This window comes from Citrobacter sp. Colony219, assembly GCF_019382635.1.
GTDB classification, from domain to species: domain Bacteria; phylum Pseudomonadota; class Gammaproteobacteria; order Enterobacterales; family Enterobacteriaceae; genus Citrobacter; species Citrobacter youngae.
In genome coordinates this window covers 323,790-339,084 of the sequence record NZ_CP080033.1, presented here as the reverse complement: position 1 = coordinate 339,084, position 15,295 = coordinate 323,790, and the positions used below count along the sequence as shown (strand labels likewise).

At 53.7% G+C, this 15,295-nt stretch carries 13 protein-coding genes, 2 tRNA genes and 1 rRNA gene; 4 read left to right on the top strand and 12 right to left on the bottom strand.

Annotation, left to right across the window (positions count from 1 at the left end; translation table 11 throughout):
• Nucleotide 1: 1 nt before the first annotated feature.
• Complete coding sequence (rep, locus tag JTI85_RS01465) at nt 2-2,023, bottom strand: DNA helicase Rep (RefSeq protein WP_115601246.1); 2,022 nt, start codon at nt 2,021-2,023, stop codon at nt 2-4.
• A gap of 84 nt (nt 2,024-2,107) precedes the next feature.
• Here rep and ppiC point away from each other — a divergent pair, with 84 nt between their 5' ends.
• Entirely contained in the window at nt 2,108-2,389 is a 282-nt protein-coding gene (ppiC, locus tag JTI85_RS01460; RefSeq protein WP_003017999.1) for a peptidylprolyl isomerase PpiC, read from the top strand.
• Between the two features lie 93 nt (nt 2,390-2,482).
• Here the strand turns inward: ppiC and ilvC are convergent, their stop codons facing one another.
• A complete protein-coding gene (gene ilvC / locus JTI85_RS01455; protein WP_124022123.1) occupies nt 2,483-3,958 on the bottom strand; it encodes a ketol-acid reductoisomerase in 1,476 nt (491 codons plus the stop codon).
• A 156-nt stretch (nt 3,959-4,114) separates the two neighbouring features.
• Here ilvC and ilvY point away from each other — a divergent pair, with 156 nt between their 5' ends.
• Nucleotides 4,115-5,005: an HTH-type transcriptional activator IlvY gene (gene ilvY, locus JTI85_RS01450; protein ID WP_101743117.1), complete on the top strand. Its 891-nt coding sequence runs from the start codon at nt 4,115-4,117 to the stop codon at nt 5,003-5,005.
• Nucleotides 5,006-5,060: 55 nt separating this feature from the next.
• Here the strand turns inward: ilvY and ilvA are convergent, their stop codons facing one another.
• The 6 genes from ilvA to ilvL form a co-directional block, all read right to left on the bottom strand.
• Nucleotides 5,061-6,605 carry a threonine ammonia-lyase, biosynthetic gene (gene ilvA, locus JTI85_RS01445; RefSeq protein WP_048214102.1) on the bottom strand — a complete coding sequence of 515 codons (1,545 nt, stop codon included), beginning with the start codon at nt 6,603-6,605 and terminating at the stop codon, nt 5,061-5,063.
• Nucleotides 6,606-6,610: 5 nt separating this feature from the next.
• Complete coding sequence (gene ilvD, locus JTI85_RS01440; protein WP_061066909.1) at nt 6,611-8,461, bottom strand: dihydroxy-acid dehydratase; 1,851 nt, start codon at nt 8,459-8,461, stop codon at nt 6,611-6,613.
• A gap of 60 nt (nt 8,462-8,521) precedes the next feature.
• The gene (locus JTI85_RS01435; protein ID WP_003018014.1) at nt 8,522-9,451 is read right to left on the bottom strand and encodes a branched-chain amino acid transaminase; all 930 of its coding nucleotides are present in this window, start codon (nt 9,449-9,451) and stop codon (nt 8,522-8,524) included.
• Nucleotides 9,452-9,468: 17 nt separating this feature from the next.
• Nucleotides 9,469-9,732 (bottom strand): acetolactate synthase 2 small subunit, encoded by a 264-nt coding sequence (ilvM, locus tag JTI85_RS01430; protein WP_003018017.1) that lies wholly within the window; start codon nt 9,730-9,732, stop codon nt 9,469-9,471.
• The gene (ilvG, locus tag JTI85_RS01425) at nt 9,729-11,375 is read right to left on the bottom strand and encodes an acetolactate synthase 2 catalytic subunit (protein ID WP_219352022.1); all 1,647 of its coding nucleotides are present in this window, start codon (nt 11,373-11,375) and stop codon (nt 9,729-9,731) included. Before ilvG ends, ilvM begins: the two co-directional genes overlap by 4 nt.
• A gap of 139 nt (nt 11,376-11,514) precedes the next feature.
• Nucleotides 11,515-11,613 carry an ilv operon leader peptide gene (gene ilvL / locus JTI85_RS01420; protein WP_001311244.1) on the bottom strand — a complete coding sequence of 33 codons (99 nt, stop codon included), beginning with the start codon at nt 11,611-11,613 and terminating at the stop codon, nt 11,515-11,517.
• Between the two features lie 352 nt (nt 11,614-11,965).
• Between ilvL and JTI85_RS01415 the strand changes: the two genes are divergently transcribed.
• Nucleotides 11,966-13,486, top strand: coding sequence for a YifB family Mg chelatase-like AAA ATPase (locus tag JTI85_RS01415; protein ID WP_137364803.1), 1,521 nt, complete (start codon nt 11,966-11,968; stop codon nt 13,484-13,486).
• A gap of 24 nt (nt 13,487-13,510) precedes the next feature.
• Here JTI85_RS01415 and maoP read toward each other — a convergent pair whose 3' ends face one another.
• Nucleotides 13,511-13,849, bottom strand: a complete 339-nt coding sequence (gene maoP, locus JTI85_RS01410) for a macrodomain Ori organization protein MaoP (RefSeq protein ID WP_003018025.1) — start codon at nt 13,847-13,849, stop codon at nt 13,511-13,513.
• A 106-nt stretch (nt 13,850-13,955) separates the two neighbouring features.
• Between maoP and hdfR the strand changes: the two genes are divergently transcribed.
• Nucleotides 13,956-14,801, top strand: coding sequence for an HTH-type transcriptional regulator HdfR (gene hdfR, locus JTI85_RS01405; protein ID WP_101743119.1), 846 nt, complete (start codon nt 13,956-13,958; stop codon nt 14,799-14,801).
• Nucleotides 14,802-14,903: 102 nt separating this feature from the next.
• Here hdfR and JTI85_RS01400 read toward each other — a convergent pair.
• The 3 genes from JTI85_RS01400 to rrf form a co-directional block, all read right to left on the bottom strand.
• A tRNA-Trp gene (locus tag JTI85_RS01400) sits at nt 14,904-14,979 on the bottom strand.
• Nucleotides 14,980-15,031: 52 nt separating this feature from the next.
• Nucleotides 15,032-15,108, bottom strand: a tRNA-Asp gene (locus tag JTI85_RS01395).
• Between the two features lie 55 nt (nt 15,109-15,163).
• Nucleotides 15,164-15,279: ribosomal RNA gene (rrf, locus tag JTI85_RS01390) — 5S ribosomal RNA — on the bottom strand.
• Between the last annotated feature and the right edge of the window lie 16 nt (nt 15,280-15,295).

Sequence of the window (15,295 nt, the reverse complement as noted above, 5' to 3'; positions counted from 1 at the left end):
ATTACTTCTCTTTGGCTTTCGCCATCATTGCCCGGATATTCGCAATGCTGGCCTGCCCCTTTTGCATCCGCTCCTCAGCGCTCACCACTTTACGCTCCTGTTCCCAGATAACGTCATCCTGTGGCAGTTCCAGCAGGAAGCGGCTTGGCTCCGGACGCACCAGTTCACCGTACTGACGGCGTTCTTTGCACAACGTGAAGATAAGCTCTTTCTGTGCACGGGTAATGCCAACGTAGGCCAGACGACGCTCTTCATCAATGTTGTCTTCATCGATGCTGCTCTGATGAGGTAAAAAGCCCTCTTCCATTCCCACCATAAACACATAGGGGAACTCCAGCCCTTTTGAGGCATGTAACGTCATCAACTGCACCTGGTCCAGCTCTTCTTCACTCTCTCCACGCTCCATCATGTCGCGCAGGGTAAAGCGGGTAACGACCTGGGTCAGGGTCATTGGCTCTTCCAGCTCACTGCCTTCCAGCATCTCCGTCATCCAGCTGAACAGCGTGTTGACGTTCTTCATACGCATTTCTGCCGCTTTCGGGCTCGGCGAGGTTTCATACAGCCAGGATTCGTAATCAATGCCATGGATCAGGTCACGCACGGCAGCAATCGGTTCACGCTCCGCGAGGCGCTGGATTTCCCCCAGCCAGTGCGTAAAGCGGGTTAGAGAATCATAACCGCGGCCGGTCAGCGTCTGGCTTAGACCCATATCAAAGCTGGCAGTAAACAAGCTTTTATTACGCGTCATCGCCCACTCACCCAACTTTTGCAGTGTGGCCGGGCCGATTTCACGTTTTGGCGTGTTGACGATCCGCAAAAACGCGCTATCGTCATCCGGGTTGCTCAGCACACGCAGGTAGGCCAGCAGATCTTTGATTTCCGGACGCGAGAAAAATGATGTCCCCCCGGAAATTTTGTACGGGATGCGGTTTTGCATCAGGAATTTTTCGAACACCCGTGACTGGTGGTTGCCGCGATACAGGATCGCATAGTCCTTATACTGCGTCTTATTCACAAAGTGATGAGCAATCAACTCCCCGGTCACGCGTTCCGCTTCATGCTCTTCGTTGTTGGCACTCAGTACTTTCAGCTCAGGTCCGTAGCCCAGCTCAGAGAACAACCGCTTTTCAAAGACGTGCGGGTTGTTAGCAATGAGGATGTTCGCCGCCTTCAGGATACGCCCGGAGGAACGGTAGTTTTGCTCCAGCTTCACCACCTGCAGCGCCGGAAAATCTTTGCTCAGCAGTACCAGGTTTTGCGGACGCGCACCACGCCACGAGTAAATCGACTGATCGTCATCACCCACCACGGTAAAGCGCGCACGTTGCCCCACCAGCAGCTTCACCAGCTCGTACTGGCTGGTGTTGGTATCCTGGTATTCATCCACCAGCAGGTAGCGGATTTTGTTCTGCCAGCGCTCGCGCACCTCTTCATTACGCTGAAGCAGCAATGTCGGCAGTAGGATCAGATCGTCAAAGTCCAGCACGTTACACGCCTTCATATGCGCGTCGTACAGGCCATAGCAGTGCGCGAAAATACGATCGCGTTCGCCTTTAGCGCTGGCTGCTGCCTGCACCGGGGTCATCAGATCGTTTTTCCAGTTGGAGATCGTTGAGATCAGCTGTTGAAGGATAAGTTTATCGTCTTCAATTAGCCCTTCGGTCAGTTCCTTAAGCAGAGCCACCTGGTCGGTATCGTCAAACAGCGAGAAGTTCGACTTCATCCCCAACGCCGCAAATTCACGCTTGATGATATCCAACCCCAACGTGTGGAACGTGGAGATCATCAATCCACGCGCCTCTTTACGACCCAGCGTCTGCGCCACACGCTCTTTCATTTCACGCGCGGCCTTATTGGTAAAAGTCACCGCCGCGATATGCCGCGCCTGATAGCCACAAACGCGGATCAGGTGCGCAATTTTATTGGTGATAACGCGCGTCTTTCCGGAACCCGCCCCCGCCAGCACCAGGCAAGGTCCTGTGACAAATTCGACGGCTTGTTGTTGTCCGGGATTCAAACGCATAAAGATCACTCAATGAAAGTCAGGAGGGGAAATTTAGAGCATGGTAGTATAGCCAGCCTCAACCACCCCACTCAAGGCACGATCATGGCAAAAACAGCAGCAGCAGTGCATATCCTTGTTAAAGAAGAGAAACTGGCTTTGGATCTTCTGGAACAAATTAAAAACGGTGCCGACTTTGGCAAGCTGGCGAAGAAACACTCAATCTGCCCATCAGGCAAACGCGGCGGTGATTTAGGCGAATTCCGCCAGGGCCAGATGGTTCCGGCGTTCGACAAAGTGGTCTTCTCTTGCCCGGTGCTGGAGCCAACTGGCCCGCTGCACACGCAGTTCGGTTACCACATCATTAAAGTGCTGTACCGTAACTAATAAAAAAGCCGGGTGGCGGCTGTCGCCTTACCCGGCCTACATTCTTGGCTAAATTGTAGGTCGGGTAAGCGCTAGCACCACCCGACAATCTATTTAACCCGCTACCGCAATACGCTTCATATCCGTCATATAACCACGCAGTTTCTTACCAACCTGCTCGATAGCGTGGCCGCGAATCGCTTCGTTCACATCACGCAGCTGCGCGTTATCTACCGCACCCTCAGCAATCGCTTTGCCCAGATCGCCGGTCTGCAGAGTGGTCATGAACTCTTTCAGCAGCGGTACGCAAGCGTAAGAGAACAGGTAGTTACCGTATTCTGCGGTATCGGAGATAACCACGTTCATTTCGTACAGACGCTTACGCGCGATGGTGTTCGCGATCAGCGGCAGTTCGTGCAGTGATTCGTAGTAAGCAGACTCTTCGATGATGCCAGAATCAACCATGGTTTCGAACGCCAGCTCAACGCCCGCTTTCACCATCGCAATCATCAGAACGCCTTTATCGAAGTACTCCTGCTCGCCGATTTTGCCTTCATACTGCGGGGCGGTTTCGAACGCGGTTTTGCCGGTCTCTTCACGCCAGGTCAGCAGTTTCTTATCGTCGTTGGCCCAGTCAGCCATCATGCCGGAGGAGAATTCACCGGAGATGATGTCGTCCATGTGTTTCTGGAACAGCGGCGCCATGATCTCTTTCAGCTGTTCGGACAGCGCATAAGCGCGCAGTTTCGCCGGGTTAGACAGACGGTCCATCATCAGCGTGATACCGCCCTGCTTCAGCGCTTCGGTGATGGTTTCCCAGCCGAACTGAATCAGTTTTTCCGCATAAGCCGGGTCAGTACCTTCTTCCACCAGCTTGTCGAAGCACAGCAGAGAACCGGCCTGCAGCATACCGCACAGGATAGTCTGCTCGCCCATCAGGTCAGATTTCACTTCTGCCACGAAGGAGGATTCCAGTACGCCAGCACGGTGACCGCCGGTTGCCGCAGCCCAGGCTTTAGCGATCGCCATGCCTTCGCCTTTCGGGTCGTTTTCCGGGTGGACGGCGATCAGCGTCGGTACGCCGAAACCACGTTTGTACTCTTCACGCACTTCGGTACCCGGGCACTTCGGTGCCACCATCACAACGGTGATGTCTTTACGGATCTGCTCGCCCACTTCGACGATATTGAAACCGTGGGAGTAACCCAGCGCCGCGCCGTCTTTCATCAGCGGCTGTACGGAACGCACAACGTCGGAGTGCTGTTTGTCTGGCGTCAGGTTAACCACCAGGTCAGCCTGCGGGATCAGTTCTTCGTAGGTACCTACTTTGAAGCCGTTTTCGGTCGCTTTACGCCACGAAGCACGTTTCTCAGCGATCGCTTCTTTGCGCAGTGCGTAGGAAATATCCAGACCGGAGTCACGCATGTTCAGGCCCTGGTTCAGACCCTGAGCGCCACAGCCGACGATGACCACTTTTTTACCCTGAAGGTAGCTTGCGCCGTCGGCGAATTCTTCGCGGCCCATGAAGCGACATTTGCCCAGCTGAGCCAGCTGCTGACGCAGATTCAGTGTATTAAAGTAGTTAGCCATGATGGTGTACTCCGTGATGTTGTGTTGTGGTGCTTATTATTCGGTTCGCTTTTGCGAGAATGAACCCACTATATGACAGGAAATTTATTGCGGAAATTGATATATTCACAACGTCACATTGCAATATCTGCAACGTCAAAATAAAGAGGTTCGCCGGTGGATTTACGCGATCTGAAAATGTTCCTGCATCTGGCGGAAAGCCGCCATTTTGGCCGCAGCGCGCGGGCGATGCACGTCAGCCCCTCCACGCTCTCCCGGCAAATTCAGCGTCTTGAAGAAGACCTCGGCCAGCCGCTGTTTGTCCGCGATAACCGCACGGTGACGCTCACCGAAGCCGGTGAGGAGCTGCGCGTGTTTGCCCAGCAGACGCTGCTGCAGTATCAGCAATTACGCCATACCATTGATCAACAAGGACCGTCGTTGTCCGGTGAACTGCATATCTTCTGCTCAGTGACTGCCGCCTACAGCCATTTACCACCGATCCTCGACCGCTTCCGCGCCGAGCATCCGTCGGTGGAAATCAAGCTCACCACCGGTGACGCGGCCGATGCAATGGAAAAAGTCGTCACCGGCGAGGCCGATCTGGCAATTGCCGGTAAGCCCGAGACACTGCCCGGCGCGGTGGCATTTTCCATGCTGGAGAATCTGGCTGTGGTATTGATAGCGCCAGCACTGCCCTGCCCAGTGCGCAACCAGATTTCGGTGGATGAGCCAGACTGGTCAACGGTGCCGTTTATCATGGCCGACCAGGGGCCGGTGCGCCGCCGCATTGAGCTGTGGTTCCGTCGCCATAAAATCAGCAATCCGTCGATTTACGCCACCGTGGGCGGCCACGAGGCGATGGTGTCGATGGTGGCGCTGGGCTGCGGCGTAGCATTGTTGCCAGAAGTGGTGCTGGAGAATAGCCCGGAGCCGGTACGTAACCGCGTGATGATTCTGGAACGTAGCGACGAAAAAACACCGTTCGAGCTGGGCGTATGCGCACAAAAAAAGCGGCTGCATGAGCCGCTTATTGATGCTTTCTGGAAGATATTGCCAAATCACTAGCCGCCGAACGGCGGCGCAAGCACCTTAACCGGCAGAGAGTCAGGCTCCCCAAACATTACCCCGCGAGAAAAAAACGAAACGCGGGGTTATGTGTTTCATCATGACAGTCATAGCCCAGTTCATTTAGTCGCGTTTCGAAATCAGGTTCATGTTCACCCAGTTCAAATGCTGCCAGAACACGGCCGTAGTCAGTTCCATGACTGCGATAGTGGAACAATGAAATATTCCAGTGCGTCCCCAGTGTATGCAGAAACTTCAGCAGCGCCCCCGGCGATTCCGGGAATTCGAAGCTGAACAGTCGCTCCTGCAAGGGTTTTGACGGACGTCCACCGACCATATAGCGCACGTGCAGCTTCGCCATTTCGTCGTCGGACAAATCCACTACGCTGTAGCCGCCGTCACTAAGCAACTGGAGGATTTCTTTACGTTCTTCCAGACCACGGCTCAGGCGTACGCCGACAAAAATGCAGGCATCTTTGGCATCGGCAAAACGGTAGTTAAACTCAGTAACCGAGCGCCCACCCAGCAGTTGGCAGAATTTCAGGAAGCTGCCCTTCTCTTCCGGGATGGTCACCGCCAGCAATGCTTCACGTTGCTCCCCCAACTCGCAGCGTTCAGACACGTAGCGCAGGCCGTGGAAGTTAACGTTCGCACCGGACAGCACATGTGCCAGTCGTTCACCGCGAATATTGTGCTGGGCGATGTATTTTTTCATTCCCGCCAGCGCCAGCGCGCCCGATGGCTCAGCCACGGCTCGCACATCTTCAAACAGGTCTTTCATCGCTGCGCAAATAGCATCGCTATCAACGGTGATAATGTCGTCGAGGTATTCCTGGCACAGACGGAAGGTTTCATCACCAATGCGTTTGACCGCCACGCCTTCAGCAAAAAGACCGACGCGCGGGAGATCAACCGGATGACCGGCATCCAGCGCCGCTTTCAGGCAGGCGGAATCTTCAGCTTCAACGGCGATCACTTTGATCTGCGGCATCAGCTGTTTGATCAACACCGCCACGCCCGCCGCCAGACCGCCGCCGCCCACCGGGACAAAAACACGGTCAAGGTGAGCATCCTGCTGCAGTAACTCCAGCGCCAGCGTACCCTGCCCGGCAATCACCATCGGATGATCGAACGGCGGAACCCAGGTAAAACCCTGCTGCTGCGATAGCTCAATCGCTTTGGCTTTGGCTTCATCAAAATTCGCGCCATGCAGCAGCACTTCTCCGCCGAAGCCGCGAACGGCATCGACTTTGATATCGGCAGTAGCCGTTGGCATGACAATCAGCGCCTTCACGCCTAGTCGCGCAGAAGAGAACGCGACACCCTGAGCATGATTACCCGCCGATGCGGTGATGACCCCATGCGCTTTTTGCTCTTCGGTCAGGCCCGCCATCATGGCATAGGCACCGCGTAGCTTGAAGCTGTGAACGGGTTGACGGTCTTCGCGCTTGACCAGAATAACGTTATCGAGGCGCGAAGAGAGCTTTTCCATTTTCTGTAGCGGCGTTACCTGTGCCGCTTCGTATACCGGCGCACGCAGTACCGCTCTGAGATACTCGGCGCCCTCAGGAGCACCAGATAGAGGTTGTGAATCCGCCATGGTCATTATCCCCCGAGTTTCGACTTATCGCGCACCGCGCCTTTGTCGGCGCTGGTTGCCAGACTGGCGTAGGCGCGCAGCGCAAAGGAGACCTGACGCTGACGATCTTTAGGCGTCCAGGCTTTGTCACCGCGTGCTTCCTGTGCTTCGCGGCGTGCCGCGATTTCCGCATCGCTCAACTGCAGTTGAATACCACGATTCGGGATATCGATAGCAATCATATCGCCGTCTTCGATAATCGCGATATTACCGCCGCTGGCCGCTTCCGGGGAAACGTGGCCGATAGACAGGCCGGATGTGCCGCCGGAGAAACGGCCATCTGTTATCAGCGCACAGGCCTTGCCGAGCCCCATCGATTTCAGGAAGGTGGTTGGGTAGAGCATTTCCTGCATGCCTGGCCCGCCTTTCGGCCCTTCGTAGCGAATGACAACCACGTCGCCAGCCACCACTTTACCGCCGAGGATTGCTTCAACCGCATCGTCCTGGCTTTCATACACTTTCGCCGGGCCGGTAAATTTCAGGATGCTGTCATCCACACCTGCGGTTTTCACGATACAGCCGTTTTCCGCGAAGTTACCGTACAGGACTGCCAGACCGCCATCTTTGCTGTAAGCATGTTCCAGCGAACGGATACAGCCTTCGGCGCGATCGTCATCCAGCGTATCCCAACGGCAGTCCTGCGAGAACGCCTGAGTGGTACGGATGCCCGCCGGGCCAGCGCGGAACATCTTTTTCACCGCGTCATTCTGGGTAACGGTGATATCGTACTGTTCCAGCGTCTGCGGCAGGGTCAGACCGAGCACGTTTTTCACGTCACGGTTCAACAGGCCGGCGCGGTCCAGTTCGCCGAGGATCCCCAGCACACCACCAGCGCGGTGCACATCTTCCATATGGTATTTCTGGGTGCTTGGCGCCACTTTACACAGCTGCGGAACCTTGCGGGACAGCTTGTCGATATCACTCATGGTGAAGTCGATTTCCGCTTCCTGCGCCGCCGCCAGCAGGTGCAGAACGGTGTTGGTGGAGCCGCCCATGGCGATATCCAGCGTCATGGCATTCTCAAACGCCGCCTTGCTGGCAATGTTGCGCGGCAGCGCAGAAGCATCATCCTGCTCATAGTAGCGTTTAGTCAGCTCAACGATGCGTTTACCCGCGTTAAGGAACAGCGTTTTACGGTCGGCGTGAGTCGCCAGCAGCGAACCGTTACCCGGCTGCGATAAACCCAGCGCTTCGGTCAGACAGTTCATCGAGTTTGCGGTGAACATCCCGGAGCATGAGCCGCAGGTCGGGCAGGCGGAACGCTCAACCTGTTCGCTTTGTGAGTCAGAGACTTTCGGGTCCGCGCCCTGAATCATTGCATCAACCAGATCGAGCTTGATGATTTGGTCAGAGAGCTTGGTTTTCCCGGCTTCCATCGGGCCACCAGAAACAAAGATCACCGGAATGTTCAGACGCAGGGAGGCCATTAACATCCCCGGGGTGATTTTGTCGCAGTTGGAGATGCAGACCATCGCATCGGCGCAGTGGGCATTAACCATGTACTCAACGGAGTCAGCGATCAGCTCGCGTGACGGCAGTGAATACAGCATGCCCCCGTGGCCCATGGCGATACCATCATCCACAGCAATGGTGTTGAACTCTTTCGCTACGCCGCCAGAGGCTTCGATTTGTTCGGCAACCAGCTTACCGAGATCGCGCAGATGGACATGGCCCGGCACAAACTGGGTAAAAGAGTTCACCACAGCGATAATAGGTTTACCGAAGTCATCATCGGTCATCCCGGTGGCGCGCCACAGTGCGCGGGCACCCGCCATATTACGGCCGTGGGTGGTGGTAGCAGAACGATACTTAGGCATGCTTGATTAACTCCCGTCTGTCTAATAATTGGGACGGTGCGTGCCGTCCCAAATTTATGTTTATTGATTAACCTGATCCAACCAGCCGTATTTATCTTCCGTTTCACCGGTGAAGAGACCAAAGAAGGCCTGCTGGATGCGTTTGGTGACAGGGCCGCAGCGGCCTTCGCCCACCTGAATACCATCGACGCTGCGTACGGGCGTGATTTCGGCCGCAGTACCGGACATAAACACTTCGTCGGCCAGGTACAGCGATTCACGGGACAGCACCTGCTCACGCACTTCGATATCGAGATCTTTCGCCAGCTTAATGATTGCGTCACGGGTGATACCTGGCAGCGCGGAGGAGGTAAACGGCGGGGTAAACAGAATGCCGTCTTTTACTTCAAACAGGTTTTCACCCGCGCCTTCAGAGATGTAACCATTCACATCCAGCGCAATACCTTCCTGGTAACCATGACGACGCGCTTCGCTACCCACCAGCAGCGAAGACAGATAGTTACCACCAGCCTTAGCAGCGGTAGGGATAGTGTTCGGCGCAACGCGGTTCCAGGAAGAAACCATCGCGTCGATCCCCTGCTCCAGCGCTTCAGCACCGAGGTAAGCCCCCCACGGGAACGCGGCGATAATCACGTCGGTGGTGTAACCCGCTGGCGGGTTAACGCCCATCCCCACGTCGCCAACAAACACCAGCGGACGGATATAGGCGCTGGTCAGATTGTTTTTACGAATCACCTCACGGCAAGCTTCCATCAGCTCATCAACGCTCTGAGAAACGGGAAAACGATAGATCTTGGCTGAATCACGCAGACGCTGCATATGTTCGCGATGACGGAACACCACCGGCCCTTTGTGAGAATCGTAGCAACGGATGCCTTCAAATACAGAAGTACCGTAGTGCAGCGCGTGGGACATCACGTGAACCTTCGCGTCTTCCCAACGAATCATCTCGCCATTAGACCAAATGTAATCAGCTTTTTTCGTCGTCATTTTTCTTCCTTTTGCGCTCAGGCGCGGATTTGTTGTGATGTGGTTGTGCTCTGGCAGATGGCAACATGTGCAACGTCCACCAGTTTACTTAACTGACTAAACAGTAAGTCGACCGACCGGGGGCTGGCAACGGTCAATTCGATATTTATATTCTGCGCATCGCTGGCGGCTTCCATATTCATGGAGCACACCTGAAAACCACGATGGCGTACCACGCGTAAAACACGTTCTAACGTTTCCGGATTGAAACGAGCCTCAACGGCGACCTGATGTTGCATCATGATAATTTCTCCAGCATTTCTGAGTTGCTGGCACCTGGTGGTACCAGAGGCCAGACATTCTCAAGTTCGTCGATTGAGACATGAAGCAGGTATGGCCCCTCGCTGTTCAGCATGGTGTCGAGTGCCGCTTCAACCTGGTCTTTACGGGTGATGTGCTGACCAGGTATGCCGAAGGCGCTGGCCAACATGAGGAAATCGGGGTTATCGGTAAGGGTGGTTTCGCTATAACGTTCCTGGAAAAACAGCTGCTGCCATTGTCGCACCATGCCTAACCGCTGGTTGTCGAGTAAAACTATCTTCAGCGGCAACTGCTTGCGTTTTACGGTGCCGAGTTCCTGTACATTCATCATGAAGGAACCGTCACCGGAGATACAGATTACCGTATCGTTCGGGCGAGCAACCTGTGCGCCAACCGCGGCAGGTAAACCAAAGCCCATCGTACCCAAGCCGCTCGAGGTGATGAAATTTTCCGGGCGGGTATAGGTCATATGCTGTGCAGACCACATCTGATGCTGGCCAACATCCGTCGTAACAACGCTATCCGCTGGTTTACGGTCCGACAGTTGTTTTAACAACAACGGTGCATAGATGGCCTCACCCGGATGGTCGTAGCGCCAGGTATGCTCTGCTCGCAGTTCTGCACTGTGCTGACGCCATTCGTCAATCTTCAACGTCTGCTGTAATGCCGGCAGCAGCGAATTTAAATCGCCCTGCAGGGGCACATGCGCCTGGCGCAGTTTGTTCATTTCTGCCGGGTCGATATCCATGTGGATCACGCTGGCGTTCGGTGCGAAAGTATTCAGCTTACCAGTCACCCGGTCATCAAAACGCGCGCCAACTGCAATCAGTAAATCACACTCTTGCACCGCGAAATTTGCCGCTTTAGTCCCGTGCATTCCCAACATGCCCAAATAGTAGGGGTAGTCGGCTTCTACTGCGCCCAAGCCTTTCAGCGTGCAGGCAACCGGCATTTGAGTAAGTGCAATAAACTCACGCAGGGCCGGAACCGCCTGCGCCATACCTACGCCGCCACCGACGTACAGGATCGGTTTTTGCGCCTGCGCCAGCATGTTACGCGCCTGCTCAACGTCAGCATGCGGGAAAGCCTCAACGTTTTCGACGGTGGTAAAATACGGCTCCAGCGTACCGCTGGCTAATTGGATGTCTTTCGGGATATCCACCAGAACCGGACCCGGGCGACCGGAATTCGCCACGGCGAAGGCCTCAGCCATGATGCGCGGCAGCTCTTCCAGTGACTGCACCAGGAAGCTGTGTTTGGTGCAGGACAGCGACATACCAAGCACGTCCACTTCCTGGAACGCATCCGTTCCGATGAAAGGTGATGCCACCTGGCCGGTGATCGCGACCACTGGAACAGAATCTAACAACGCATCGGCAAGTCCGGTGATCAGGTTGGTAGCACCAGGGCCGGAAGTGGCGATACAAACACCGGTTTTACCCGTTGCACGGGCATAACCAATCGCCGCCATCGCCGCACCCTGCTCGTGTCGGCACAACAGGTGCTCTACGCCGCCGTCATACAATGCATCGTAAACCGGCATAATTGCGCCACCGGGATAACCAAAGACGGTTTGAACCCCTTGTGCACGCAACGCATGTACCACCCACTGTGCCCCATTCATAGTTACATCCCCGCCGTAAATCTTGAGAAACAGAATTTTATGCTGTCGTTCACTTTCTGCTCCTCGTTTAAGTTTTTAAGGTCAAAAAAAACCCCCGGACCTTTCGGTGCGGGGGTCTTAGTTCGTTAAGGCTTGTTTTCTAAGCCTTTCCTCGTCCAAGTGCAGCCCCGCACGGTGGGATAATAATCACCACCACGCTAATCACGACCAGGCTAATCACTCGTAGAAGGGCTGTCATTTTTGTATTTTCTTGCATCTTGTTCGAAGGAATACCTAAAGAGTTACCATAGAATTTGCGAATAGCACAAGATATTTTTGTTTTCATTTTTCTGACGCCGTTAACGGTTTAGATAAATATCGTTGTTTTTTATAAAAAAAATATAAAATGAAAATATTTCACGTTTCAGCGCATCAGCACCACCTGCGATCTCTTTCCTCGGCACACTTATACGCATTTGCGAGCGAGATTCCAGACATGGGGCAAGCAATTCCTGATTACACAAAAACACAGGAATAAGCATCTAAAAACATCAATTATGCAGAATCTTGCTGATATCTATTGCGACATAATATTCCCATCAGGAGGGGTTATGTCACTATCGATTGTTCACACACGCGCCGCCCTCGGCGTGAATGCACCAGCCATTACCATCGAGGTACATATTAGTAATGGCCTGCCTGGTTTAACCATGGTGGGGTTACCTGAAACGACAGTGAAAGAGGCTCGCGATCGGGTACGCAGTGCAATTATTAATAGCGGGTATGAATTCCCGACCAGGAAGATAACCATCAACCTGGCTCCGGCTGACCTCCCCAAAGAAGGGGGGCGATATGATTTACCTATCGCTGTTGCGCTTCTGGTCGCTTCTGAGCAGCTTACACCCCATAATCTCGATACCTATGAGCTGGTAGGCGAATTAGCGCTTACAGGCGCTTTACGCGGCGTTCCAGGCGCTATATCAAGCGCAACCGAAGCGATTCGTGCAGGCCGGCGAATCATTGTCGCTAAAGAGAATGCCGCAGAGGTTGGTCTAATACACGGCGAAGGGTGCCTGATTGCCGATCACCTGCAGGCGGTATGCGCATTCCTGGAAGGAAAGCATGATTTAGACAAACCGCAATCTGCAGACTTTACCGCCGAACCTTCACCAGAGGATCTCAGCGATGTTATCGGTCAGGAACAGGGTAAACGAGGGCTGGAGATCACCGCCGCTGGTGGTCACAACCTCCTGTTTATCGGCCCGCCTGGTACGGGCAAGACCATGCTGGCCAGCCGTCTCAGAGGGCTGCTTCCTCCACTTAGCAACGATGAGGCGCTGGAAAGTGCAGCGATCCTCAGTCTGGTTAATTCCGATACGATACAAAAACAGTGGAAGCAACGCCCTTTTCGTTCTCCCCATCATAGTGCTTCATTAACCGCAATGGTCGGTGGAGGCTCTATTCCTGCGCCAGGCGAGATCTCCCTGGCACATAACGGTATATTATTTCTGGATGAATTACCTGAGTTTGAGCGACGCACGCTGGATGCACTGCGCGAACCCATTGAGTCCGGGCAGATCCATCTATCCCGCACCAGAGCAAAAATAACCTATCCCGCGCGCTTTCAACTCATTGCTGCAATGAATCCAAGCCCGACAGGCCATTATCAGGGGAATCATAACCGCTGTACCCCAGAACAGACGCTGCGCTACCTCAATCGGCTGTCAGGGCCTTTTCTTGACCGCTTTGACCTCTCCCTCGAAATTCCCTTACCGCCACCCGGCATACTCAGCCAGAGCGTAGTGAAAGGTGAAGATAGCGCAACGGTGAAGCAACGCGTCATCGCCGCACGAGAGCGTCAGTATCGGCGGCAAAATAAGTTAAATGCGTATCTGGACAGCCAGGATATCCATAAATACTGTGTACTGCGCAGTGATGATGCGCACTGGCTTGAGGACTCGTTAGCTCGTCTTGGATTGTCCATCCGCGCCTGGCTACGCCTGATAAAAGTCGCACGTACCATTGCGGATATTGAACAGTGCGACCATATCACCCGCCAGCACTTGCAGGAGGCCGTTGCTTATCGGGCGATAGACAGGTTATTAATTCACCTGCAGAAATTACTGGCATAAAAAAAGGGCTTACGCCCTTTTTTATTAATCATCAGATTCGGTGTAGTCTTCTGCACCTTCCACCTGAGGTTTCCCACCAGACAGCGTGTGGAAGCGTTTTGGACGCTTAATGCGCGTCATGTATTTAGACCACACGCGTTCAGCTTCGGTAACTGGCTCACGTTCACCACGGCATACCGCAACAAACAATTTTTCTTCTTCAGTTACTGGCTCACGTTTACCCAGATCCAGCTCGTTGAAGGCATAGCCATGACGCTCAAGCAGCTGTGCCTCTTTAATGGTGAAATCACCATGACGGGAGAATCCACGGGGGTAATATTTATTGTCGAAATATCGATTAGTCGTCGTAAAGCTTTCCGCCATCCTGCACGCTCCTAATTCTTTGGCCGAGCTATTTATGGCGCGGAGTATTAGTTACGCTTGACAGAGCGTCAAACAAAAGATTTAAATCATCACGACAAATAATTTTATGGAGCGCGTTGTGGATACGGAATTGTTAAAAACTTTCCTGGAAGTTAGCCGGACACGCCACTTTGGTCGGGCAGCTGAAGCGCTCTACCTGACCCAGTCGGCGGTGAGTTTTCGGATCAGACAACTGGAAAATCAACTGGGTGTGAACCTGTTCACCCGACACAGAAACAATATTCGTTTGACCGCTGCAGGTGAAAAATTATTGCCTTACGCTGAAACGCTGATGAATACATGGCAAGCAGCACGTAAGGAGGTCGCGAATACCTCACGGCACAACGAGTTTTCGATCGGTGCCAGTGCATCCCTTTGGGAATGCATGCTCAATGACTGGTTGCGGCGTTTATACCAATCTCAGGAGCCACAATCCAGCCTGCAGTTTGAAGCGAGGATCGCTCAGCGCCAGTCGCTAGTAAAGCAGCTCCATGAACGACAGCTGGATCTGTTAATTACGACCGAAACCCCAAAAATGGACGAATTTAGCAGCCAACTGTTGGGATATTTCACGCTGGCGCTCTATTGTAGCTCTCCATCGCAAACCAAAGATGAACTGAATTACCTACGCCTGGAATGGGGACCGGATTTTCAGCAGCACGAAGCGGGATTGATTGCTGGAGATGAAGTGCCGGTACTTACCACCAGTTCTGCAGAACTGGCAAGACAGCAACTTTCTGTAATTAAAGGGTTTAGTTGGCTTCCCGTCAGTTGGGCCAGAACCAAAAGCGATCTTCATACAGTTACTGACAGTGCGACTCTTTCACGTCCGTTATATGCGGTTTGGCTGCAAAATAGCGACAAACATGCACTTATTCGCGATCTGCTGAAAACAAATATTTTGGAAGATTAATGAAAACGCTGGCAAGGATGCCGGGAAAAAATGAACTGGAAGATCCAGAATATGATGTTCAGGTAAAAAAAAATCCTTAGCAAGGATGCTAAGGATTGTTTCTGGCAGGGGCGGAGAGACTCGAACTCGCGACACCCGGTTTTGGAGACCGGTGCTCTACCAACTGAGCTACGCCCCTAAATTTTCTTATCATTAAGCCTGCTACTAAGCAGGCTTAATTTTCTAATAAGTGGCGGAACGGACGGGACTCGAACCCGCGACCCCCTGCGTGACAGGCAGGTATTCTAACCAACTGAACTACCGCTCCACCGAATTTCTTTGTCACTACCCGGATTATTCATCCCGGTTTACTGCAATTTGATGCCTGGCAGTTCCCTACTCTCGCATGGGGAGACCCCACACTACCATCGGCGCTACGGCGTTTCACTTCTGAGTTCGGCATGGGGTCAGGTGGGACCACCGCGCTACAGCCGCCAGGCAAATTCTGTTATCAA

What these genes read in the sequence shown, in the direction of transcription:
- rep (WP_115601246.1), bottom strand. Translation starts at nt 2,023, where the DNA reads ATGCGTTTGAATCCCGGACAACAACAAGCCGTCGAATTTGTCACAGGA.
- ppiC (WP_003017999.1), top strand. Translation starts at nt 2,108, where the DNA reads ATGGCAAAAACAGCAGCAGCAGTGCATATCCTTGTTAAAGAAGAGAAA.
- ilvC (WP_124022123.1), bottom strand. Translation starts at nt 3,958, where the DNA reads ATGGCTAACTACTTTAATACACTGAATCTGCGTCAGCAGCTGGCTCAG.
- ilvA (WP_048214102.1), bottom strand. Translation starts at nt 6,605, where the DNA reads ATGGCGGATTCACAACCTCTATCTGGTGCTCCTGAGGGCGCCGAGTAT.
- ilvD (WP_061066909.1), bottom strand. Translation starts at nt 8,461, where the DNA reads ATGCCTAAGTATCGTTCTGCTACCACCACCCACGGCCGTAATATGGCG.
- JTI85_RS01435 (WP_003018014.1), bottom strand. Translation starts at nt 9,451, where the DNA reads ATGACGACGAAAAAAGCTGATTACATTTGGTCTAATGGCGAGATGATT.
- ilvM (WP_003018017.1), bottom strand. Translation starts at nt 9,732, where the DNA reads ATGATGCAACATCAGGTCGCCGTTGAGGCTCGTTTCAATCCGGAAACG.
- ilvG (WP_219352022.1), bottom strand. Translation starts at nt 11,375, where the DNA reads ATGAATGGGGCACAGTGGGTGGTACATGCGTTGCGTGCACAAGGGGTT.
- ilvL (WP_001311244.1), bottom strand. Translation starts at nt 11,613, where the DNA reads ATGACAGCCCTTCTACGAGTGATTAGCCTGGTCGTGATTAGCGTGGTG.
- JTI85_RS01415 (WP_137364803.1), top strand. Translation starts at nt 11,966, where the DNA reads ATGTCACTATCGATTGTTCACACACGCGCCGCCCTCGGCGTGAATGCA.
- maoP (WP_003018025.1), bottom strand. Translation starts at nt 13,849, where the DNA reads ATGGCGGAAAGCTTTACGACGACTAATCGATATTTCGACAATAAATAT.
- hdfR (WP_101743119.1), top strand. Translation starts at nt 13,956, where the DNA reads ATGGAGCGCGTTGTGGATACGGAATTGTTAAAAACTTTCCTGGAAGTT.